This window comes from Lysinibacillus sp. Y5S-8, from assembly GCF_036894365.1.
GTDB classification, from domain to species: Bacteria; Bacillota; Bacilli; order Bacillales_A; family Planococcaceae; genus Lysinibacillus; species Lysinibacillus fusiformis_D.
The window spans coordinates 2,522,788-2,544,052 of the sequence record NZ_CP145889.1 but is presented as its reverse complement, the minus strand read 5'-3'; the positions used below and the strand labels follow the sequence as shown (position 1 = coordinate 2,544,052).

Below are 21,265 nucleotides of genomic sequence, written 5' to 3'. Positions count from 1 at the left end.
TTGGACATAGAGTTTTTTTACAATAAGTATTGAAGGCTGAAACAACATAAAATTGTCCTAAATTGCTGGGTAAATGACTGATTTATTTAGTATAGATAGGGTTATTATCATGTATTGTCATGGCTGTTTCCGCGGTATGCTGCATACGTTATAGTGAGAGTACAGCCTTGAAAAAATGATTTACTAGGTTAAAATGACCATATAGCAGAGAAAGCAACCTATTCTGTTTGAAAGTCGTTAGAAATGGTGAAAATCGAACAATGATTAGAGCGCTGACGTGGCAAAAATTAAGGTGAGATTTTCCATTAATTATGATAAGTGAAGTTGCGATTTTACTTTAAACCACTTATTATACAGTCAGAAAGCATTTTTTAAGCTATTAATGCACTATATAATGTTATTTTTGAATAACAATAAGAAGTTATTCATAATGGAGGTTTCGATGATGGACGCAATTGAAGTGTTAACAAATTTAGATCAAATACATGGGTATTATCAACCGATATTTAGCGCAGACGCGCATACGGTGATTGCCTACGAAATTTCCGGACATCTCCAAATTGAAGGGCAACAAATTAATTTAAAGGATTTCGTCAATAATGAAGATATTCCAGAAGAATATCGAATTGATATGGAGCATAAAATTTTACATGCGGCATTAGCCAAAATTGATGAGATTGCATCTGATATAGATATTTACATTCCAAGTAATCCAAATTTACTAATGCAAGATTTTGGTGAAAGTCATTTTAATATTATCCAACAATATATAGCTGAAGAGGATTTACGCCGTATCGTACTGGTTGTATCAGAGCACCGTTTTTTAGGAGATATAAATAAATTACACCACGCCCTGCGTTATTTTACGACTTTTGGGGTGAAAACCGCTGTGCAGGAAGTTGGAGCAGAAAGTCATTTAGAGCATATTGCTTTATTGGCACCTCATATTTTAAAGGTTAATACACGTGATTTAAATTATGATTCTTGGTCAGCTCAATCGGACATGATTTCCGCTATTGGTAGCCTTGCCTATAAAATTGGTGCCAATCTTTTATTTGAAGATATCGAAACGGTGTACCAGCTACAATTTGCCTGGAAAAACGGCGGTAGATTTTATCAAGGTCCGTACCTAGCGAATCCAGCAATGACCTTTGTCGATAAAGATGTGTTAAAGGAACGCTTTAAAAAGGAATGCCAGCAATTCATTACTTCTGAAAAGAAAATGCTAGAGGCGCAATATGTGCAGTTGAAAAAATTAAGAGAGGAATTAGAGGCAATTGTTCACCGAGTGAAACCAACAAGCGATAATGTATCCCAGTTAGAATATCTTGCCGAATTATTGGATAATTACTCTTTCCGACTCTATATATGTAATGAGGATGGTTTCCAATTAACACCTAATATTATGCGAATTGATGGTAACTGGGAAGTACAGCCACGGGCCATTAATAAAAACTGGAGCTGGCGCCCATACTTCCTTCAAACAATTATTAAAATGCGGAATGATCAAAGTGGGGAAATCTCAGAATTATACCGTGATATTGAAACAGGAGAAATTACTAGAACATTCTCCATCGCCATCAACGAACATGAATATTTGTTTGTTGACCTTTCCTATGACTATCTTTATGAACACAGTATTTTTAGGTAAGCCTAGAAATGCTTACCTATCAAGGGTTATGGGGTGTAACTTATGATTGTACCCCAAAGTTGAAGATTAAAGTGCTTTATCCGAATTTAACTTAATCTTTACGAATAGTTCTTTTAAAGAAGGTTTTTATGAATTTATGCCATAGACTTTTGTTAACTTACAAAGCTTTCATCTTAGGATGGAGGCTTTTTTTGTGGAAATATATCCCGTATTATTTTAAATGGTCAAATCAAGTGAAAATAGGTGGTAGATTAATGGGAAGTGTAGAAAATGAAGTATTCGTGATAAAGTAATGTTGTACTAAAGTATCTGTTGCATCTTTAAAGTTGTTCTTGCGATTATGAGTGATAATGGTGTAATATAGCTTCAACAAATAACCCGAGCTTTGACATGAAAAAATTTAAAACGTTTATTGATAAAGCATTTAAATGGCCAGATATACGTCAAAAAATAATAGAACTTCATCAGATGCCCGAGGATTTTGCAGTTCCACATAATTCCCCTGAATTTAACTATTTTAAAGTTATTATTCAAGTTATAAACAAAAAGGACGGATGTAATGAAATATAATAAAACAACAATGCTAAAGCTTATCAATGAACATCGAGCGTTGCATGATGAATTAAAAAAGCTAAAATCTGAAATGGGTTTAGAGAAAAACTTCGCAGTAAAGGCATTGTATCATTCATTTGTTGCAGAGGAAGGTCCTTACATGAAAGAATACCAGGATTTAGAGCGATTATAATAAATCATGGTACCACTAACCAATGGGTGGGAAAATAAGGGGAAATCCTTAGTTTAATTTAGTGGAGCATCATTCAAATAAGGAATGATGCTCTTTAATTTTAGAAAGAGATATTAAGTGTGTAAGGGAGAGCTTCTTTTGCTTTTTTTAGAGATTAGGCATTAAAAATGTTTTAATTTGATATTCATAACCATATAATACTATTAAAGCTATTATTAGTATGAATGGAGGAATTAAATGGAAATAAAAACACAAAATAAATTTATTGATTTAGTGAAAAATACCATTAGTAATAATGGACAAACTATCGGAAAGCGTCTTGAAGATAAGCACAAAGGCTTTGAGAGCGGCTGGAAGGTTGATGGAAATGAAGTTGTGTTTTGGGTTAGTCCTACACTAAGTCTTAGTGATTATACAGGAAGCTTAATGAATGAATTTAGTTTCACTATAGCTTTTGACGAAGAAACAGATAAATTTATTGTATCTGGCAATAGTGCTAAGTCTCGAACTTTGTTATAAATAATCCATTATTGAGTCACATCCAATAGATGTGGCTTTTGTTTTTGTAATGATAAAAAGAGTTGCATGTACAAATTGAATAGTTATGATAATTTTCTGAATATAATGTGTTACTATTTATGAATAATGCTAATGATGGTGAAAAAAGGAGTTATGATGAGTATAAATTTCGAATTTAAAGATTTTCCTAAATTGGAAACGGAACGCTTCATCTTACGAAAAGGTATAGTTGATGATTGCAAAGATATTTTTGCACTTTATTCTGATGAAAAAGTGGTCAAGTATTTGCCATTAACATTATTTGCTTCAGTTGATGATGCATTAGATGAATTAAACTGGTATGATAAAATTTTCAAAGAACAAACTGGCTTAAGATGGGTAATTGAAGAAGCTAAGACCAAAAAAGTGATTGGCACTTGTGGTTATTTGAATTATGAAAAAGAACATAACCGCATAGAAATTGGCTATGATTTAAACCCTGAACACTGGGGAAAGGGTATTATGCAAGAGGCTCTAAGGAAGATCATACATTTTGCTTTTACGTCGATGGGAATAAATAAAATCGAAGCGAAAATAGAGCCAGAAAATAATTCATCTATAAGATTGTTGGAAAAATTAAATTTTAGTCAAGAGGGTGTTTTGAGACAACACGAACTTGAAAAAGGGAAGTATGTTGATCTTGCTATCTTTTCAATATTGAAAAGTGAATATTAAGAGATTTAGGAAGAAGTCATGCTCCGTAATGGGAGGTGGCTTTTTCTATTGCTTTGAACATAGCCTCAAGCAGCCTTAATTTGATGTTGTAGTCACGTTTTTTAAGTCCTTTGTGCACTAATTGGAGTCTGCTTCTTTTCTTTAGAAAAAGGTCGATTCAGTATCATTAACTTCTGAATCCGCCCCTTCCTCTTAAGAATATTACTATAGTAAATTTCTTGCTAAATCTGTAAAGGCTTTTATCGATGGAGAAATCCATTTTTCTTGATGCCACAACATTTGAGTGGCAAATTGTATTTCAGATAAATCCCAAGGTAGAGGGATCAGCTCACCTCGCTCCATTTCTCCCTTTAGCGCCATTTCTGGTAATAAGGCAATACCGAGTCCCGCCATTGTACATTGTTTAATGGCTTCTACACTATTAAACTCAAGTTCGGCCAAGCTGTCTGCCCCATTCTTCACCAAAGTACGATAAAAGAAAGTCCGATAAGAGCAACCCTTTTCACTTAATAGAATATGCTCTCTATTAAAATCTTCTATGCTTAATGTAGCACGAGAAGCTAATGGATGGTCGGGGGAAATGACCATAAGAAACGGTTCGTCCAATAAAATTTCTGTATGAAGATCTGATGATACGATAGGTTCATCTAGCATAAAGACTACATCAACATCTCCTTCTCTTAGACTCTGTTTCAAATTTTGACCAGACAAAGGTTTAAAAAGCAGACGAACATGGGGATATTGTTGACGATAATCTCTGAGTAATGCTGGTAAACGGTATGTACAGAGTACTTCGTCTGCACCAATGATAATTGTGCCAGTTAATTCTCCGTTCTGGCTGGAGACACAACGGGCTTCCTCTATATCGTTTAATATTTTGGTAGCATAGGGCAACAACTGGTGGCCAGCATCTGTTAATACGACACTCTTGCCCAAGCGATCCAATAACCTGACGCCCAATTCTTCTTCTAACGCCTTGATTTGCATGGTTACAGTAGACGGAACATAGTTCAACACTTCGGCAGTGCGACTAAAACTGCGAGTGGAAGCAAGCGTCCAAAATGTTTTAAGCTGACGGATTTCCATTGATACAGCACCTCTTAATTCAAAAAAAATGAACGTTATATTCAAAAACGTTTCGTTGATTTGATGGTAACAGTATCGTAGAGTAAAAATCAAGCTACACGCAAAATTTTATAAAAGGGGATTTGAATTATGAAAGATTACGAAATTTATTCACTTGGAGATGTCTTGCTACAATCGGGACAAAAATTGCCTCAAGCTTTTCTTGCTTATAAAACCTATGGAACTTTAAATACTGCAAAATCAAATGTGATTGTTTATCCCACTTGGTTTGCTGGCCAGCATACGGATAATGAGTGGTTGATTGGTTCTGGCAAAGCACTTGATCCAGACAAATATTTTATAATCGTGCCTAATATGTTTGGGAATGGATTATCCTCCTCTCCAAGCAATACACAGGCTCCTATGGATAAAGGTAATTTTCCACTTGTAACGATCTATGATAATGTTCGGTTACAACATCGACTCATAACTGAAAAATTTTGTATTAAGAAAATTGCTCTAGTCGTTGGATGGTCACTCGGTGCGCTGCAAACCTTTCAATGGGGAAGAAGTTATCCTGAGATGGTCGAACGGATTGCACCGTTTGGCGGAACAGCAAAGACCAGACCACATGCACAAGTTGTTTTTGAGAGCCTTATCACAGCATTGCAAGCAGACGCCAACTGGAAGCGAGGCTTCTACACTAATCAGCCTACAGGAGGACTTGCTGCGATGGGACGTGCCTATGCGCCATGGGGATTTTCTCAAGCCTACTATTTAGAACAGCTCTATCAAGAAGAAGGGTACACAACATTAAAGGCATATCTAGAAGATTATTGGGATAAAGTGTTTCTTTCCTTTGATGCAAACGACTTGATTGCCATGCTACGAACAGGTATTAACGGAGATATAAGTGCTAATCCTCAAGACAACAGAAATTTTGAAAAAGCGTTAAACTGTATCACTGCTCAAGCCCTTGTTATGCCAGGGTCGACCGATCTTTTTTTTCCGCCAGAGGATAATACTTATGAAGTGAAGCACATGCCTAATGCAGTTTATCGACCAATCGAATCTAAGTGGGGACATTGCTTCGGAATTGGACAAAACGAACAGGATTCTCTTGAGATAGACAACCAATTGAAACAGTTTTTACAATTGGTATAGCAAATTTATGTATGGAGTAAAAGTGAATTTTTATTTGGCATTCATATTGCGAAGAGGGCTAAACGTATAAAATCAATTCACCTTTAATAGAACCTAATTCGAAAAACACCCTCCAAAAAAGAAGTGACTATCTATGCCTGTCCAGCAATGAGTAAGTTAAAAATTGAATGAAGTGAAGTACAGAACTGGAAAATCATTATGGCATTTATGAATACAACAATTTTAGATAGTATGTTCAGAATTTGTTGAGGTTGCTATGCTATTTTAGTGATGAACACGCATAGGAACAAAAAAACTAGGTGCTCTGATTAGGAGAGCCTAGTTTTTTAAGATGAGAAGAGTCACTTGGGATGGTGTGACCCTGGTAACAATTTCGGAGGTGTAAGGCTAATTTCGCTTTACACTATTATTTATATGCTGTATTCGTTATGGTTATATAGTTAATTGCCTGAGAAATAATAATAAAGAAACTCATAAATCGTCTCTACGCTTCCTTGATTAGCTAGGATAGAAATGGTAAAGTGAAAATAACTTTAGGGAACAGGAGGAGAATTTACATGAAAAAAAGATCTATTCGTTTTTTAAGCATGGGTATAGGGTTCTCCACTGCTGTTTTTTTCTAAAATCGTTGAACAAGGGATAAGTTTGCCCTTTTTTAGAAAAATAAGAACCTAAAGGAGTATGGAAGATGACAGTAAAAATAGTGCGTAAAAATCCAATGCAGGTGCCTTACCCAGTCGGAAAATATAGCCATGTAACAATCATCCCGAAAGATGCAACAATATATGCATTTTCAGGACAAATAGGTATCGGTCAAGATGATCAATTGCCTCAAGGATTCGAGGAACAAATAACCAATACATTTAATAATATAGAAACGATTTTAGCAGCTGAGGAATTGGATGCTAGTCATGTAGTCAAGGTTAACATTTGGGCAACAGAGGAGATTGATTGGGCTTATTTCGATCAGCAATGGGAAGCCATGTTTGGTGATTCCTATCCCTCTATGACTGTTGCTTATGTTACGGCTTTAGGGCTACCAGATATTAAAATAGAGATTGATCTTTGGGCTGCTAAATAGCCTAAAAAACGACAATATCCAAAAGATATTGTCGTTTTTTGTATAAATACTGTTCTAACGTAACATCCTTTTTAATTGCTTCAATTCATAATTTAATTCGTCAATTTGCTTTTGTAGTTTGTCAATATCATTGCTATTGCTTTCATTTTCCTTCAACTCATCCTCTAAAGCAAGACCAGCAGCAATAGTCGCTATTGCGTCACCGAGTGTTGTGATGGCTCCTGCAATGACCGCCAGCTTAGCTGCTTGGCTAACTGATTCGATCCCCTCGCTATTCCTATAGCCCTTGTTATTTTTCATAAAATCCTCCCTACAAAAAAGGGTATTATTTGCATTATATGTTTAGGATAAGTGACAGGTGAAGAAACATTTGGCATACATAGCCTAAAAGGTTGCTGATGTTTGCAAAGAGGCAATAGAAAACCACCTACAACAATATAACACTGGGCTTGTTTTTTAGCTCTGATTGGAGTGGCTGTTGATCCTGCAAGCAAATCGTATAAAGGAAAGTGCATCTTTATAAAATCACGGGTTTTGAATAATAGTGGAGAGTGGAGGATAACGGTTATTAACAAAGAGAAATTCACTGGAGCGAAAGCAGACTGACCACAATTAAATAAGCTGCTATCTAAAGCAGAGGAAGGTGAGAAGCTTGTTATAACCAAACCCCTATCTTGATTTTCTTACAAATAACTTTTGCAACAGGGGAGTCTCTTTATAGGGAGCATCATTGATTTCATGAAGCCCTTCTATGTTTAGCACCAATAATCAAGTGGTTATTTAAAGAGGCGTTTTCCAGAAATTTTGCGATTTTTGGAGGCTTTTATTACATAGCTATTTCAAGGTAATTCAAAGAATAAATAATCATTTTACCTTATGGTAAAATATGATGTCAATAATAAATTTGTAATTTTTTAAAAAAATGTTTTAATAGTCTTACAATTACTTTTTTAAAATCGTATTTCGAATTCAGATGTCCTTTTTTACAGATAGAATTTGGGTACGTTTTTTTAATATCCTTTTTTAAGCCGAAGAAAAAATCAAAACAGTTATGTGTGCTTTAAAGGAAGTTAGTTGAATAAAATGATTAATTTACTATCTAATAGTAACCGAGTTTTTATTCCTTAAGGAGGACTAGAATAATGAATCTAATCAATAAGAAAGTTACACACAAGCGTTTTGGCATAGGTAGTATAGTTAAGCATAATGATTCTAGTATTGAAATACATTTCGGATCGGAAAATAAAAGGTTTGTTTTCCCTGATGTATTTGGAAAGCACCTAAAAATACATGATAAAAGTGATGCTAAGTTACTTGAAGAGATTATACAAAAAAAGGAAATTGAGCGAAAAGAGGAAGAATGGAAGAAGGAAGAGGAAAAAATACTACAAAGAAAAAAACTGGTACTTCGTTTGGAACACGAAAAACTTATGCATAACCATAAACTTCATCCCGCATCACAAATGGTTTTTTGGTGTGACACAGAAGAACAGGATAGTTCTTTTTCAGAGTGGAAAGTTTTTTCGGGCATATTAAAAAGTGGTAATAACAAAGGAAAGCCAAACAAACCGAGCCGTTTGCACCAAAATAGCGCTGTCCTCTTAACAGCAAAAGATTCCAGCATGCTTGAAAAAGACAGACGTATCTTAGGTGTCTATATGGTGAATGAAAACTTTGTCGGCAAGCTTTGTGAAGATGGATATATTCCAGCTCATTCAAAATACAGAATTCAACTTACAGAACAGGAATCGGATCAGCTGCTTTTCTGGCACTATTATATCAATGAAAAATTCCCCGAAAAAATGACATGGAATACAGGTAAATATCGTTATTTTGAAAATTTATGGATGGCTCAAATTTTGCTTGATATAGTTTCATTAAAAAGTGACACAAATGAACGAGAACTGGCACAACAATTTTTTAAACATTTTTGTAAAATGAATCAAATAACAGCCCAAGAGTTACCAAAGCCTAATGGCGCATTAACGCGTATTTAGATATTAGTCCAAGGATTATAAGAATGACGAACAACTATTTTTTAGCGGTATATTTGATTGCATTTTACCAAGAAGAAAAGACAAAGCATCGAATAATCAGATACTTTGTCTACAGTCTGAGGTTGAGAAATTATTTTCTCAACCTTTTTATTCGGTGTTTTTTTATTTACACTCAATATTTTCTACATTTAAACACTTAGTTTCACAGTAATAGCCTTTGCCCCCAACATAAACTTTTTCTATTTCATTATTGCTATTGGTTGCTAATTTAACTAATATTTCGGAAGGTGAGTGTAAAGAATACCCTTGTTCAAATACATAGACTTCTTTTTGCAAGTAGTGCTTTTCATAAAGGTAGCAAGCTAATGCACCGTTTGAAGTTCCAGTCGCTGCTTCTTCATTGATGTCGTATAGTGGAGCAAAATTTCTGCATATAATTCGATTGTCATTAAAAGTATATAGATGCATCCCGACAACATTATAATACTTGCTGATTGTTTTAATTTTTTCAAAATTAGGTTGCAGTGCATGTAATCGTGTTTCGCTTTTTATAGGAATTAAAATATCTTTTAAGCCCGTTGAGACAATTTGAATTGGGTATTTATTGTCTATATCTTTAATGTCAAAACAGTCGATGAACTCGTTTGGAGATACAATATCATAGAATTTCGGTTTGTTTTGTTCCATGAATATGATGTCATCTTTTATGGTAATAGTAAGAACACCGCTGTTCGTTTCAATCGTATAGCTATTCCTGAAAAGTTTATTTAAATGCATCAGTATCGCGAAAGAGCCAATTGTGGCATGACCACATAAATCAACTTCTTCTTTTGGTGTAAAATACTCAAATTTATAATCAGCAATTTCAGATTCTGATATAAATGCGGTTTCCGCATAGCCCAGTTGTTTGGCTATTGCCATTTTTTGAGTAGTGGTCAATGTATTCTCAATAAATACCACTCCTGCTTTATTTCCGCCTTTATGATCCTTGCTAAATGCACTTGCAACATAAACTGATATTTTCATAAGACACCCTTCTTTCCTCACTTATAGTAAATTGTAGCATAGAAAGCACTAGGTATAAATGATGTTGGTTAAATTTACCGTAAAGCAAGAGACAAACTATTTTTTAGCATCTGAACTCTCCAAAAATAGTTTGTCTACAGTTTGAGTCACTGGATTTTAAATCCAGTGACTTGTAAGTTTATTTTCTTTTGTTTCCTATAAAGTGCCCCAAATGTTTACTTTCGGTTCTTAATAGCTATTTTATAAAAATAAAAAAACAGCGTCAACACTGGGCTGACGCTGTTTTTAAATTAGTCACATCTGCATATTTCTGACCGTAATCGTATGTATGCAATAAGTGACCAAACAAAATGGGGATGTGTTTCTTGCTGAAGATATGAGCAAAGATGGAAAGCGAGTAGGGTACATTACCAATATATGACGTTTAATCCAATACTGATAGGTGTTTATCATTGACGATAAATAATTAGTGCCCTTTTTTGCTTTGGCGTAGGGGAGGGGCTGTCCAATAGGTGCCCATTCGCCACAGCCATTCCATAGGACCAAAGCGGAAAAAATGTAACCATAGCTTGCTAAAGAGCAATTGACAAACATAAATACCTAGACAAATCCACAAAGACTCAATGTAACGAAGCTGTCCAATGAGCTGGAAGGCATGACCGATTACTAGAATAAGTGCGGTTTGCCCCAAGTAATTGGTTAAGGCCATTCGTCCATATGCTTTTAATGGTGATAACAGTTGTTGAAATAAAGAGTTTTGTAGTAATAGGATGATTATCCCCATGTAAAATGCCGAAGCGAATGGGCTAAACTGTAATCCGATTAATGCAAATTGCTCTATATTTGTAAGATGGACTTCTAGCTGGTCCTTGGACAGCTGATCAATCGTATCGATTGCATCAGGGACATACTGCCATTGATAAATCCAGCTAGCAATACTTATACAGCCCATAGCAATCGTTACTAGTGTGATTTTATTTCGATGCATTGAGATATTTTCAAATAAGCGATATTGACCAGCAGTTAGACCTAGCAAAATCAGTGGAAAGGGCATCAAAATTTTAAGCCCCCAATAAGCAGTAATAGCTAAAAGGATTAATCCAATGATTAGATTGAATTGTTTGCGTATTTTATAAAATGGCAAGGCTAAAAAGCCAAAAATGGCATAGATCGTTAAGGCTTCACCCGGTTGGAAATAGAAATGGACAAGCCCCATAAGTAATAACATCAAAAGTCTGCGACTAAATAAGGAATAAGCTTTTTCATTTCTTGCCAGGGCACGAGAAATAAAAAGATAGAATCCTATACCAAATAAAAATGAAAAAATGATGAAAAATTTACCCTCTATAAAAAGAGTTAAAAAGCGACTATAGGTAATATCGCTCGTTAATGTAGGGGGTTCAATCCACATTAATGCGGGAATATTAACTAAAATAATGCCAAGTAGAGCGAATCCTCTTAAATAATCTAATGTGTCAATTCGTTTGTTGTTGTCGGTTGGTTGCAACAGTCATCTCCTCCTTCAAAGCCAAGTATAAGGTAGTTTACTTAAAAGTAGTAACGATGAAGGTTACATGAATCTGACGAAATTGTCATCTAGCAATTAGCTTTCATTTTGCTCTGGATAGATTGCTAATAGCTCAAGTGCATGCTGACGCAATAGTTGAATTAATGCTTGAGGTTCTTTGACAATCGCATGTGGACCGAGGCGAAAGAAAAGGGAGCTATTAAATTGAAGTTCACCTTGATCGATCATCATATCGATATAGCCTGTACCATCACTAAGTAGGACAACAGCTTTTTCAAGATGTGGCTCACTTAAACATTGACGAACCCCTTCGCTTGATAATTCTACATATAAGCGAATAGGATGTTGAGGTTTATAGGCACTTTCGAGCCATTGCTGCAAATTCATAGTCGTCTTATGGCTTTCATCGCTGACTTCCATAGCATGGATACGATCTACACGAAAGAGTAGAATTTTTTCGTTTGATAATAGTAACGCAGGCATATACCATAAGCCATCATGAGCGTACACACCAATAGGTTGGACATGCTTCGGAGTGATACCAGACTTTGATTCATATTGGATATGCAATTGTGAGTGATTGATGATTGCCTCTAAAACGTCTGTTAAGAGTGGTGTTGTAATGGCTCTTTTAGGATTCCAAAAGGCCATATAGGATTGCAGCGAATCCACCTTTTTCTTGGCCTCTTTCTGTAAGGAATCATAAAGCTTTTGAGAAACAGACTTCATTTCGGTATTAAAAGGTAAGTCACGATAATAATGCAAAGATTGGAACGCAAAGAAAATAGAGACCGCTTCTTCCTCGGTAAAGAAGATAGGGGGGAGAAGTGCATTTGACAATACTGTATAGCCGCCATGTCTGCCTTGCTCCGCATAGATAGGTAGCCCCATGTCACTTAAATCTAAAAGGTAACGATGCACCGTTCGCACCGAAATATTGAATGTGTCGGCAATTTCCTGAGCTGTAAATTTCTTTTTAGCACTGACAAATAACATAATATCAATTAATCGTTTGGCTTTGGACATATTTTTTCACCTTTTTATTTAATCATGCCAATAGTTGTCATGTTTTATATCTAGTATAGAGATTGTACAAGAGATTTTCAAAAGAACAGGAGTTGACGAGATGTCACGAGAAATAGTGGTATTTATCGGAATAAGTGTAGATGGATTTATTGCCAAGGAAAATGATGATTTACAGTGGCTTGAAGAAACAGAAGGGGAGGGAGATAATGGCTACTCCGATATGTATCAAACCATTGATACTGTTATTATGGGCAAACGAACATACGATTATATTTTAGCGCATAGCGATACGTTCCCATATCCTGATAAAAAGTGCTATGTGTTCACAACATCTCAATCTGGGAAAGATAAACATGTGACGTTTGTTCAAGAGGATGTTGTCGCATTTACTAAGCAATTAAAAGAACAACAAGGTGCAAAAATTTGGATGGTTGGTGGTGCGGGGATTCTAGACGCCTTTTTACAGGAACAGTTAATTGATGAATGGATTATTACCATTACTCCCCATTTGCTAGGTGCAGGGATATCTTTGTTTAAATCTCCACGTCCGTTCGAAAATTTAAGGCTACTAGAGACAAAGCGATATGGTCAAATGGTGCAAATGCATTATCAGGTGAGAAAAGAGGCTTAAATCGAGCCTCTTTATCCGAAAATGCGAGAACTTACATTCGACTGTATCAAATATGATGATAAAGTCTCTTTCTAAATGGAGGTAAGAAATTAGCATACATTTACTAAGATAATGCTGAATATAGTGAAGATCATCTTGGTAGTGTTCGTAAAGGGAATCATATTCAGTCGGATAATTATATTTTTGTAGATTATTTTCGAATTCATGTTGATACATGTATGAACCTCCTCTTTACCATCATTAAAATTATTGTATAATAAAGGGAATATTTCTACAAAGATACATAAGATGGGGGATGATTCGGTGACGATAGGATTTCCACAAAGAATACATATTATTGGATCCGTTGGCAGTGGGAAAACGACATTAGCGAGGGAATTATCTAAAACCTATCAGATTCCTTTTTATGAATTAGATAATGTGGCATGGATTCGAAAGGATTCAGGGGATATTAGGCGAACAGATGAAGAAAAAAAGGAGCACTTACAAAGCATTCTCCAAACGAACACTTGGATTATTGAAGGAATTCATCAAGAGGAGTGGGTTGTTGAAAGCTTCCAACAAGCTGATTGCATCATCTTTCTCAATACGCCTTATCCTATTCGTGTCTTCCGTATTATGAAGCGGTTTATGAAACAAAAAATCGGTATCGAAAAAGCCCATTATCAGCCAACATTTTCGATTTTCTTTAAAATGTTTCGTTGGAATAAACGCTTTGAGCAGAAGGGGAAACCTAAATTTTTTAAACAACAAAGCGATCTGTTAAATAAAATTTTAGTGGTTCAGCATAAAAAGGATTTGGATCACTTCCTTCAACAATTCTAAAGCGTATCCGATAAAAGGATACGCTTTTTTTAAGCATTTTTCTTTGTGCGTGTAGTACGTTTTCTTGTAGCTGGCTTTTTTGTTTTATCTAAGGAAGCCTGTAGTGCTGTCATTAAATCCGTGACATTATCAGGAATTGGACGTTGTTTATCACTGGTCGCCACCGTATTCGTACCTTTCTTTTCCTCGATTAATTCTAGTAAAGCATTGCGGTAATCGTCCGTATATTTTTCAGGGTTGAATGTAGTCGTCAATTGGTCTACCAGCAATAGAGCTGTTTCAAGCTCCTTTGGTACAACATCCTGTTCACTAGGAATATTTGGAACATCCCCAACACTTCTCACTTCATCTGGATAGTGAATGGTTTCCATCACAAGGGCATTTTGATAAACGCGCACGATGGCAAGCTGTTCCTTAGATCGAATAATAATTTTAGCAATGCCAATTTTTCCTGATTGCTCTAATGTTTTACGTAATAAAGAATAGGCTTTAGCTCCGTTTGCATCAGGAGAGAGGAAATAAGTGCGCTCAAAATAAATGGGGTCAATTTCAGTTAATTGCACAAAATCAATAATTTCCACAGCTTTATCTTCATTTTCCTTACGCAAGTTTTCTAAATCCTCTTGATCCAACACGACAAATTTATTTTTGGCATATTCATAAGCTTTGACGATATCTTCATCTTTTACTTCTTGGTTACAGCCTTCGCAAACCTTTTTGTAGCTAATCGGCGTATGGCACTCCTTGTGAAGCTGTCGCAATTTAACATCTTTATTTTCAGTAGCGGCATGTAGTTTCACAGGGATATTAACCAGCCCAAAGGAAATACTGCCTTTCCACACTGTATGCATTGTTTGTCACCTCGTTTTTCTTACTATGATATATTTTGATGCTTTTTATGTATCTTAAATTGAAATCATCAAACACTGAAAATAAAAAGCAAAGTAGGTATGGTGAAATGAAACCAATGCTTTTAACGGAAACCAATGATATTCCTAGTGGCGGTGAATGGTTATTTGAAACGAAATATGACGGTTTTCGCTGTATATTAGTTTGGGATGAAGAGCCGCTGCTCATTAGCCGTAATGGTCGAAATTTAAACCACTTATTTCCTGAAATTTTGGCTTTTTGTCAGGAAATACATGCATCCATTCAAGCATTTTTACCACTAACCTTAGATGGGGAGTTAGTTTATTTACGCAATCAATACAAAAGCGAATTTGCCATTGTTCAAAAAAGAGGGAGAATGCAAAATCAAGATGCCATTGAGACACATGCAAAAGCTTTTCCTTTACACTATCTTGTGTTTGACGTGCTAGTTTTCAAAGGGGTGTCACTTCAAAACCGCTATTTAAAAACACGTAAAGAGCAATTGTCCAAGCTTGCAACAAGATTAAAACTGCCAAACGTTGACTATGAGGATCCAAGGTCTATACAAATGATCCAAGGTGATGAGGACAGAGAGAATGTATGGCAAGCCATCAAGGTTTACAATGGTGAGGGCATGGTGGCGAAGAAGAAAACAAGTAAATGGCTGGATAACACCCGTTCTAGTCATTGGTTAAAAATTAAAAATTGGCGTTATGTGACGGTCATAGTAACGCAGTATGATCAGGTCAATGGCTATTTTCATGGCTCAATTTATGATGAGGGACAAGTACGAGAAGTCGTTACATTTAAACATGGCATGGCTGAAGAAGAACAGCAAACACTTGTCGCATTCTTTCAGGCAAATGGGCAGCGCCATAAAGAACTATGGCAGTTAGAGCCTTCTATTTGTGTTGATATCGCATGTATAGATTTCGACGGCAGTAAGCTTCGAGAGCCTAGATTTCATGCTTTCCGATTAGAGCTATCACCAGAGGATTGTCAATGGCAGCATATGCAGCGGCAGCTTTTTCCAATCCCCGAATCAGTACCCATTACCCATCCAGAGAAACCAGTGTGGTCTGAAATGGGTATAACAAAGGATTATTATTTATCCTATTTACAAAACATCGCGCCCTATTTATTACCTTTTCTAAAGGATCGTCCACTAACATTAATACGATTTCCACATGGTGTGCCAGGAGAAAGCTTTTATCAAAAAAGTAGACCAGAAAAATTGCCTGATTTTGTGGCAACGACGGTGATGGAACATATTGATACTATAATATGTAACAATATGGAAACTCTTTTGTGGTTAGGAAATCAACTGGCTATAGAGCTGCACATTCCATTTCAGACACAGCATTCCATTTATCCAACAGAAATTGTTTTCGATTTGGATCCTCCCTCAGCGCAGCATTTTTCATTAGCTATTACAGGTGCACTTGATTTAAAGGACATTATTGACTTTTTTAATCTACAATCTTTTGTCAAAACATCGGGCGGGAAAGGCTTACAGCTTTATATTCCATTACCCGAAAATACTTTTAGCTATGAAGAGGTGCGTGTGTTTACTGAATTTGTTTGTCGTTTTTTATGTCAGCAAAAACCGAATTTATATACAATGGAGCGTTTAAAAAAGAATCGTCATGAAAAATTATATTTAGATTATTTACAGCATGCTGAGGGTAAAACCATTATTGCTCCCTATTCCACTCGTGGCAATGTACAGGGCTTAGTCGCAACACCGCTGCATTGGGAGGAAGTTCATGAGAGTCTATCACCAGAGTTCTTCACGATTCCTGCTGTCATGGAACGTATGAAAAAAGGGAGTAACCCCTTTCAATCATTTCGTGAGGTGGGGGAGCAACAGGATTTTCAAGCTGCTTTGGATCGTTTAAAAGAATGATTCCTTTTCAAATTTATTTATGTAAATACATGGCCCTTCTAAACCTAGTAAAAAGAATAAGCAAGCATCAGCTAGTAGGAAAAAAGCAGTCCTACTGAAAAATAGGCTAGTTTTGACTACATTAGCAGCAGTCCCCTTTATAGGGATGCAAGTGGAGAGTCTTTACTTGAAGCTGAGCATTTCGCCCCCACTATCTTGCAGAAAAGAGGTGTCTCCAAAATCACTAGAGACACCTCTTTTTACTGTTAGCGTGACGCCTGGGTATTTACTTTTTCTAAGTAATCCAGTATGCCCATTGATGACACAATCGTATCGAACGGGATTGTTTGATAGACTGGATGATCTGTGGGAATGTCGTTTTCCTGTAAATAGCTGAATAAAAGCGCCTTTAAGCGATCATCTAGATAGCGAACTTGCTGCTGGAAGTCGCTTGATGCCGCTTGTGCGTTTCTGCCCTCTGCTAGAAAGAGAGGCGTCCAATAGCGCACCTGACGATAAGCCTCTGTTGGATTTTTATACGCACCGTAATGGCCAATATATAGTTCACTTGCATGGAGCTTTTCATACAATTGAAGAGATAGCTCCATTGTTTCTGGGTCGTACTGGTTTGGAGAAGTCGACGGAATGATTAAATCAATCGCTTCACCATCCATTTCTGGGTAACGAACGCCTGTTGTATCCCCAACAAACAAGCCATTTGTAGCAGAATAAAGCATTGAAACATGATGTTTAGCATGACCTTCTGTATGAAAGAACGTTAAATGATGTTGTCCTAAAGATAGACGCTGTTCATGGCTAACCTCAATAATTCGCATAGCATCGATAGGCACAATTGGATCAAAGAGTTTATCAAATTCAGCACCATAAACGCTCTTTGCACTGGAAATAAGGCGACTTGGATCAATCATGTGAGCCGCCCCTCGTGGATGGACTACTAATTTGGCATTAGGACAGCTTTGTAAAAATAAACCTGCGCCGCCAGCATGATCTAAATGGATATGTGTCACGATTACATAGTGAATATCCTCTAATACGATATTTAATTCCTTTAATCCTGCCATAATATAAGGAACGGAAGGGCTTGCAGAAGTTTCGATCAAGGTAATTTTTTCATCCATTAATAAATAGGAGCTCGTTCGCTGCTCACGATTTAAATCATGAGTGTCAATACAATAGAAATTTGGTGCGATTTGTTGGACATTAGTCAAGTGAATTTCCCCCTTTTATTTCAAAAATGACTAAAATATGCTTTTGAATGCAATATTTAGCTACAAAAAGTAGTAGTTATACTATATAATAATAGAAAATTAAACTGAATGTCCATTCATTTTTTAGGGGGATAAAAATGGAGAATAAAATTCGTTACGACACACGGAAAGTCCACCGTGTCAATTTGACTATCATCTCAATCTTAGCCATTTTAATTTGCGGACCAATGATTCTATCGAAAGGAATACATTTTTTATTTATTGGGCTTGCTGTCATTTCATTGGCAGTTTGTAATTATTTATTACCCATCAAAACGTATGTCAAAGGTTTTATCTTTGGCTTAATTCCATCAAGTGTTGTTTTTACACTATTTTTGCTTGATAGCTTTTCATTAAATAAGCATTATATTTTACTATGCACGGTGGCCATTATTGCCTTGTATTTTAAAAAAGAATTAATTGTCTTCTTTGGTATTCTAACAAATCTTAGCTTTTTCATTTTATATATGGTCAACTCGTCATCCTTGTTGGGCCCATTTGATGATATCATCGTCTTTGTAACACTTCTAGCGATTATGAATGGCGTGATTATTGTCTTTTACTTGCTGGCCAAATGGGGGAATGAGCTGATTGAACATGCAAAGGCGCAGCAAAATGAGGTACAAGCATCCTTCAATCAGTTACAAAATACCTTTCTTGAAATCGAAAAAAGCAGTCAGGCCTTGGATGAGCATGTCACGCAATTCCAGCAAACGATGCAAAGGATTTCAGGCTCTAGTAAACAAATATTGCTAGCGACAGAGGCTATTTCGGCAAGTATTCAGCAGGAAGCCTCTAGTCTGCAAGTGATTCATGGCACAATGGGCGATTCCGTCCATTTCGTCAATGAAACTTTGACCATATCAAAGGATACCGTAGGAAAATCAACTGAGCTGCAGCAGGAGGTTTTGGCAGGTTGGAACAAAATGCAGGAGGCGATGGCCCAGATGAGCGTGATGAGTTATGCGATGAGCTCAACTGCAGAAACTGTAAATGAGCTACAGCACAGCTTGCAAACGGTAGATAGTCTATTAAAGGGAATTACGCATATTGCAGAGCAGACCAATTTATTGGCATTGAACGCGGCCATAGAGGCGGCCAGAGCAGGGGAGCATGGTAAAGGATTTGCCGTAGTGGCAGATGAGGTACGCAAGCTAGCAGAGGAAAGCGCGGCGATTACCGTAAGTATTACAAATGTGACGAAAACCTTGTTTGAAAAATCAACAGCAGCACATCAACGTTCTGACGATGGTGAGAAAGCGTTACAGCATGGGGAACAATTGTTGCAGGAAGTCAGTCATTTCTTAAATGTCTTGAAGGATTCATTTGCTCAAACCAATACAGATTTAACTAGGGGAATGCATGAATTAAGCAGTGCGATTTCACAGTTCGAGACAATCCAAGTGCAAATTGAAAGACTTAATAAAATGACCGAGCAAAATGCTGAGTCCACAGGCGATATTTTACATTCAGTGGAAGATGAAAATCAGCTACTGGTGAAGATGACCGATACGACCAATCGCATTCAGACGTTAAGTGATACCTTAAAATCATTAGTGATGGCAAAGGTTTGATTGAATCATTGAAATTGAAATAAATGGTAGGGTAAAATGAGAATATGATTTAACATTGTAGATGGAGGGTATATAGATGTTATTCATCAGCATTGTTTTATCCATACCTGTTTATGGTTATTGTAGATGGAGCTTATATAATCCAGAGGAAAGTTTTATTTTTTGAACGTTGGCGCTATAAAGAAACGCCAACGTTATCTGATTTGTAAATCAAATTCATACGTATTGGTAGCGTGTTTGCTATGGTGATTGTAACGATTTATTTAATTGTAGTAGCACCTAATCCGTTGCCAAATGTTACAGGATGAGTTGAAAATAGAGGAGGGATTCCATGAACATTCGTAGCTTAAAAAGTTCAGATTACTATATTTTATCTCCATTGATTAATGAGTGGTGGGGAGGTAGGAATATGTCAGATAAGCTGCCCAAATTATTTTTTGATCATTTTACGAATACTAGCCTAATTATGGAAAAGGATGGCGAAATTATTGGCTTTCTTGTAGGGTTTTTATCGCAGGCTAACTCAAATGAAGCATTTATCCATTTTGTTGGGGTCCATCCTGATTACAGAAAACAGAATATTGCAAAAAGGTTATACGACGTATTCTTTCATGTAGTGAAGCAATATCATCGAAATATTGTGAAATGTGTCACGTCACCTATAAACGAAATTTCGATAGCCTTTCATACGAATATGGGCTTTAGAATGGAAAAGGGTGACAAAGAGATGGATAAGGTGTCCGTCCACAGCAATTACGGTGGCGAAAATCAAGATCGTGTGTTGTTTTATAAGATTCTACCGTAATTAGCTTTACAGAACTTGCATATAGTCCCGAATAAGGGGGCTATAAATGTTTATCAAAAAGGTATTTACGTTATGGTTTCTACTAGCTGTCATTGTTTGTAGTGGATTTTTCCTTTTGGCGAATGCACCTATTCAATATGCTGAAAAATCTAATGTTTCAGTGCCACAGCCCAGCAATAATGAATTATTGGGTTATATTCAGCAATATCAATTTTTAATCAGTGAGATTTCCCATGCCTTGCGCAAAGAAAATTATAGCTTTCAATTAGATTACGGGGTTCTGCCTAATGACAAAATCGAACTTCTCGTGTCATTACCAGACAAGGCTGATACTAGCACCAAACAAAAAATAGAAGAACTTATGTTGAATGTGTTGAAAGAAAATAATTTAAATCCCGTTTTTTTTCAATTAACGTTAAAAAATCTTTACGAACCAGCAGAGCCTAGGTCAACGCGACTAAGCTATAATGATGTCCTAGCCAATCTATTTGAAGAAATGATTGACCAAAATTATGGCATCTTCAGTATCGATCATAGTATTACATCTGAGGAAATTCAGATAAGGATTAATTTAACACAAGAGAAAAATAACATGATACAAAAGCAGGTTTATCAGCTAGCGGAAGACATGATCAAGAAACATCATTATGATGTAGAGCAATTTTCTATCGATGTTCAAAATAACATCAAAATTTTAGATTAGAGGGTTATGACAAAAGTTTTTTAAATGCAGATTATTGATTAGAAAAGAGCTGTATAGAAAGACTCTGGCATGAACAATCCAAGAAATAAATAGTAGCGCATCCCTCTTATATAGAGAGGAGAGCCAATTTAGGATGAGGTTGTACGTTAATACTAAAGACTGAGCAGACCAGTTTGGTTATGCTCCTT

At 36.2% G+C, this 21,265-nt stretch carries 20 protein-coding genes; 13 read left to right on the top strand and 7 right to left on the bottom strand.

The window, feature by feature from the left end:
- Positions 1-445: 445 nt before the first annotated feature.
- The 4 genes from V6670_RS12405 to V6670_RS12390 all read left to right on the top strand — a co-directional run bounded on the left by V6670_RS12405 (position 446) and on the right by V6670_RS12390 (position 3,629).
- Positions 446-1,651: an EAL-associated domain-containing protein gene (locus V6670_RS12405; RefSeq protein WP_036117053.1), complete on the top strand. Its 1,206-nt coding sequence runs from the start codon at positions 446-448 to the stop codon at positions 1,649-1,651.
- 559 nt (positions 1,652-2,210) lie between these two features.
- The gene (locus V6670_RS12400; RefSeq protein WP_058843670.1) at positions 2,211-2,396 is read left to right on the top strand and encodes a hypothetical protein; all 186 of its coding nucleotides are present in this window, start codon (positions 2,211-2,213) and stop codon (positions 2,394-2,396) included.
- A gap of 237 nt (positions 2,397-2,633) precedes the next feature.
- Positions 2,634-2,915, top strand: a complete 282-nt coding sequence (locus V6670_RS12395) for a hypothetical protein (protein WP_036117048.1) — start codon at positions 2,634-2,636, stop codon at positions 2,913-2,915.
- A gap of 156 nt (positions 2,916-3,071) precedes the next feature.
- Positions 3,072-3,629: a GNAT family protein gene (locus V6670_RS12390; protein ID WP_338654607.1), complete on the top strand. Its 558-nt coding sequence runs from the start codon at positions 3,072-3,074 to the stop codon at positions 3,627-3,629.
- A gap of 204 nt (positions 3,630-3,833) precedes the next feature.
- Here V6670_RS12390 and V6670_RS12385 read toward each other — a convergent pair whose 3' ends face one another.
- Positions 3,834-4,715, bottom strand: coding sequence for a LysR family transcriptional regulator (locus V6670_RS12385; protein ID WP_338651279.1), 882 nt, complete (start codon positions 4,713-4,715; stop codon positions 3,834-3,836).
- A gap of 129 nt (positions 4,716-4,844) precedes the next feature.
- On the opposite strand from V6670_RS12385, the gene V6670_RS12380 reads away from it, so the two are divergent.
- On the top strand, positions 4,845-5,858 hold the full coding sequence (locus V6670_RS12380) for an alpha/beta fold hydrolase (RefSeq protein WP_338651278.1): 1,014 nt from the start codon (positions 4,845-4,847) through the stop codon (positions 5,856-5,858).
- A 688-nt stretch (positions 5,859-6,546) separates the two neighbouring features.
- Positions 6,547-6,939, top strand: coding sequence for a RidA family protein (locus tag V6670_RS12375; RefSeq protein ID WP_338651277.1), 393 nt, complete (start codon positions 6,547-6,549; stop codon positions 6,937-6,939).
- 54 nt (positions 6,940-6,993) lie between these two features.
- Here V6670_RS12375 and V6670_RS12370 read toward each other — a convergent pair whose 3' ends face one another.
- The gene (locus tag V6670_RS12370; protein ID WP_036117032.1) at positions 6,994-7,239 is read right to left on the bottom strand and encodes a hypothetical protein; all 246 of its coding nucleotides are present in this window, start codon (positions 7,237-7,239) and stop codon (positions 6,994-6,996) included.
- An 842-nt stretch (positions 7,240-8,081) separates the two neighbouring features.
- Here V6670_RS12370 and V6670_RS12365 point away from each other — a divergent pair.
- Positions 8,082-8,936, top strand: a complete 855-nt coding sequence (locus tag V6670_RS12365; protein ID WP_141905667.1) for a malate synthase — start codon at positions 8,082-8,084, stop codon at positions 8,934-8,936.
- 162 nt (positions 8,937-9,098) lie between these two features.
- Here V6670_RS12365 and V6670_RS12360 read toward each other — a convergent pair whose 3' ends face one another.
- The 3 genes from V6670_RS12360 to V6670_RS12350 form a co-directional block, all read right to left on the bottom strand.
- Positions 9,099-9,962 (bottom strand): PhzF family phenazine biosynthesis protein, encoded by an 864-nt coding sequence (locus tag V6670_RS12360; RefSeq protein ID WP_338651276.1) that lies wholly within the window; start codon positions 9,960-9,962, stop codon positions 9,099-9,101.
- Positions 9,963-10,428: 466 nt separating this feature from the next.
- Positions 10,429-11,469: a DUF418 domain-containing protein gene (locus tag V6670_RS12355; protein ID WP_141905665.1), complete on the bottom strand. Its 1,041-nt coding sequence runs from the start codon at positions 11,467-11,469 to the stop codon at positions 10,429-10,431.
- 96 nt (positions 11,470-11,565) lie between these two features.
- Positions 11,566-12,516 (bottom strand): YafY family protein, encoded by a 951-nt coding sequence (locus V6670_RS12350; RefSeq protein ID WP_338651275.1) that lies wholly within the window; start codon positions 12,514-12,516, stop codon positions 11,566-11,568.
- A gap of 100 nt (positions 12,517-12,616) precedes the next feature.
- Between V6670_RS12350 and V6670_RS12345 the strand changes: the two genes are divergently transcribed.
- Together V6670_RS12345 and V6670_RS12340 are read left to right on the top strand one after the other, a co-directional pair.
- On the top strand, positions 12,617-13,147 hold the full coding sequence (locus V6670_RS12345; RefSeq protein ID WP_141905663.1) for a dihydrofolate reductase family protein: 531 nt from the start codon (positions 12,617-12,619) through the stop codon (positions 13,145-13,147).
- Between the two features lie 303 nt (positions 13,148-13,450).
- Positions 13,451-13,972 carry an AAA family ATPase gene (locus V6670_RS12340; RefSeq protein ID WP_338651274.1) on the top strand — a complete coding sequence of 174 codons (522 nt, stop codon included), beginning with the start codon at positions 13,451-13,453 and terminating at the stop codon, positions 13,970-13,972.
- A gap of 29 nt (positions 13,973-14,001) precedes the next feature.
- Here V6670_RS12340 and V6670_RS12335 read toward each other — a convergent pair whose 3' ends face one another.
- Positions 14,002-14,823, bottom strand: a complete 822-nt coding sequence (locus tag V6670_RS12335) for a Ku protein (protein ID WP_338651273.1) — start codon at positions 14,821-14,823, stop codon at positions 14,002-14,004.
- 107 nt (positions 14,824-14,930) lie between these two features.
- Here V6670_RS12335 and V6670_RS12330 point away from each other — a divergent pair, with 107 nt between their 5' ends.
- On the top strand, positions 14,931-16,748 hold the full coding sequence (locus V6670_RS12330) for a DNA ligase D (RefSeq protein WP_338651272.1): 1,818 nt from the start codon (positions 14,931-14,933) through the stop codon (positions 16,746-16,748).
- A gap of 245 nt (positions 16,749-16,993) precedes the next feature.
- On the opposite strand, the gene V6670_RS12325 is transcribed toward V6670_RS12330, so the two are convergent.
- Complete coding sequence (locus V6670_RS12325) at positions 16,994-17,956, bottom strand: MBL fold metallo-hydrolase (RefSeq protein ID WP_338651271.1); 963 nt, start codon at positions 17,954-17,956, stop codon at positions 16,994-16,996.
- Between the two features lie 137 nt (positions 17,957-18,093).
- On the opposite strand from V6670_RS12325, the gene V6670_RS12320 reads away from it, so the two are divergent.
- The 3 genes from V6670_RS12320 (at position 18,094) to V6670_RS12310 (ending at position 21,077) form a co-directional block, all read left to right on the top strand.
- Positions 18,094-19,569, top strand: coding sequence for a methyl-accepting chemotaxis protein (locus V6670_RS12320; RefSeq protein ID WP_338651270.1), 1,476 nt, complete (start codon positions 18,094-18,096; stop codon positions 19,567-19,569).
- Positions 19,570-19,900: 331 nt separating this feature from the next.
- On the top strand, positions 19,901-20,374 hold the full coding sequence (locus V6670_RS12315) for a GNAT family N-acetyltransferase (RefSeq protein WP_141905657.1): 474 nt from the start codon (positions 19,901-19,903) through the stop codon (positions 20,372-20,374).
- A gap of 46 nt (positions 20,375-20,420) precedes the next feature.
- Positions 20,421-21,077: a hypothetical protein gene (locus V6670_RS12310; RefSeq protein WP_338651268.1), complete on the top strand. Its 657-nt coding sequence runs from the start codon at positions 20,421-20,423 to the stop codon at positions 21,075-21,077.
- Positions 21,078-21,265: the final 188 nt, after the last annotated feature.

What these genes read in the sequence shown, in the direction of transcription:
- V6670_RS12405 (WP_036117053.1), top strand. Translation starts at nt 446, where the DNA reads ATGGACGCAATTGAAGTGTTAACAAATTTAGATCAAATACATGGGTAT.
- V6670_RS12400 (WP_058843670.1), top strand. Translation starts at nt 2,211, where the DNA reads ATGAAATATAATAAAACAACAATGCTAAAGCTTATCAATGAACATCGA.
- V6670_RS12395 (WP_036117048.1), top strand. Translation starts at nt 2,634, where the DNA reads ATGGAAATAAAAACACAAAATAAATTTATTGATTTAGTGAAAAATACC.
- V6670_RS12390 (WP_338654607.1), top strand. Translation starts at nt 3,072, where the DNA reads ATGAGTATAAATTTCGAATTTAAAGATTTTCCTAAATTGGAAACGGAA.
- V6670_RS12385 (WP_338651279.1), bottom strand. Translation starts at nt 4,715, where the DNA reads ATGGAAATCCGTCAGCTTAAAACATTTTGGACGCTTGCTTCCACTCGC.
- V6670_RS12380 (WP_338651278.1), top strand. Translation starts at nt 4,845, where the DNA reads ATGAAAGATTACGAAATTTATTCACTTGGAGATGTCTTGCTACAATCG.
- V6670_RS12375 (WP_338651277.1), top strand. Translation starts at nt 6,547, where the DNA reads ATGACAGTAAAAATAGTGCGTAAAAATCCAATGCAGGTGCCTTACCCA.
- V6670_RS12370 (WP_036117032.1), bottom strand. Translation starts at nt 7,239, where the DNA reads ATGAAAAATAACAAGGGCTATAGGAATAGCGAGGGGATCGAATCAGTT.
- V6670_RS12365 (WP_141905667.1), top strand. Translation starts at nt 8,082, where the DNA reads ATGAATCTAATCAATAAGAAAGTTACACACAAGCGTTTTGGCATAGGT.
- V6670_RS12360 (WP_338651276.1), bottom strand. Translation starts at nt 9,962, where the DNA reads ATGAAAATATCAGTTTATGTTGCAAGTGCATTTAGCAAGGATCATAAA.
- V6670_RS12350 (WP_338651275.1), bottom strand. Translation starts at nt 12,516, where the DNA reads ATGTCCAAAGCCAAACGATTAATTGATATTATGTTATTTGTCAGTGCT.
- V6670_RS12345 (WP_141905663.1), top strand. Translation starts at nt 12,617, where the DNA reads ATGTCACGAGAAATAGTGGTATTTATCGGAATAAGTGTAGATGGATTT.
- V6670_RS12335 (WP_338651273.1), bottom strand. Translation starts at nt 14,823, where the DNA reads ATGCATACAGTGTGGAAAGGCAGTATTTCCTTTGGGCTGGTTAATATC.
- V6670_RS12330 (WP_338651272.1), top strand. Translation starts at nt 14,931, where the DNA reads ATGAAACCAATGCTTTTAACGGAAACCAATGATATTCCTAGTGGCGGT.
- V6670_RS12320 (WP_338651270.1), top strand. Translation starts at nt 18,094, where the DNA reads ATGGAGAATAAAATTCGTTACGACACACGGAAAGTCCACCGTGTCAAT.
- V6670_RS12315 (WP_141905657.1), top strand. Translation starts at nt 19,901, where the DNA reads ATGAACATTCGTAGCTTAAAAAGTTCAGATTACTATATTTTATCTCCA.
- V6670_RS12310 (WP_338651268.1), top strand. Translation starts at nt 20,421, where the DNA reads ATGTTTATCAAAAAGGTATTTACGTTATGGTTTCTACTAGCTGTCATT.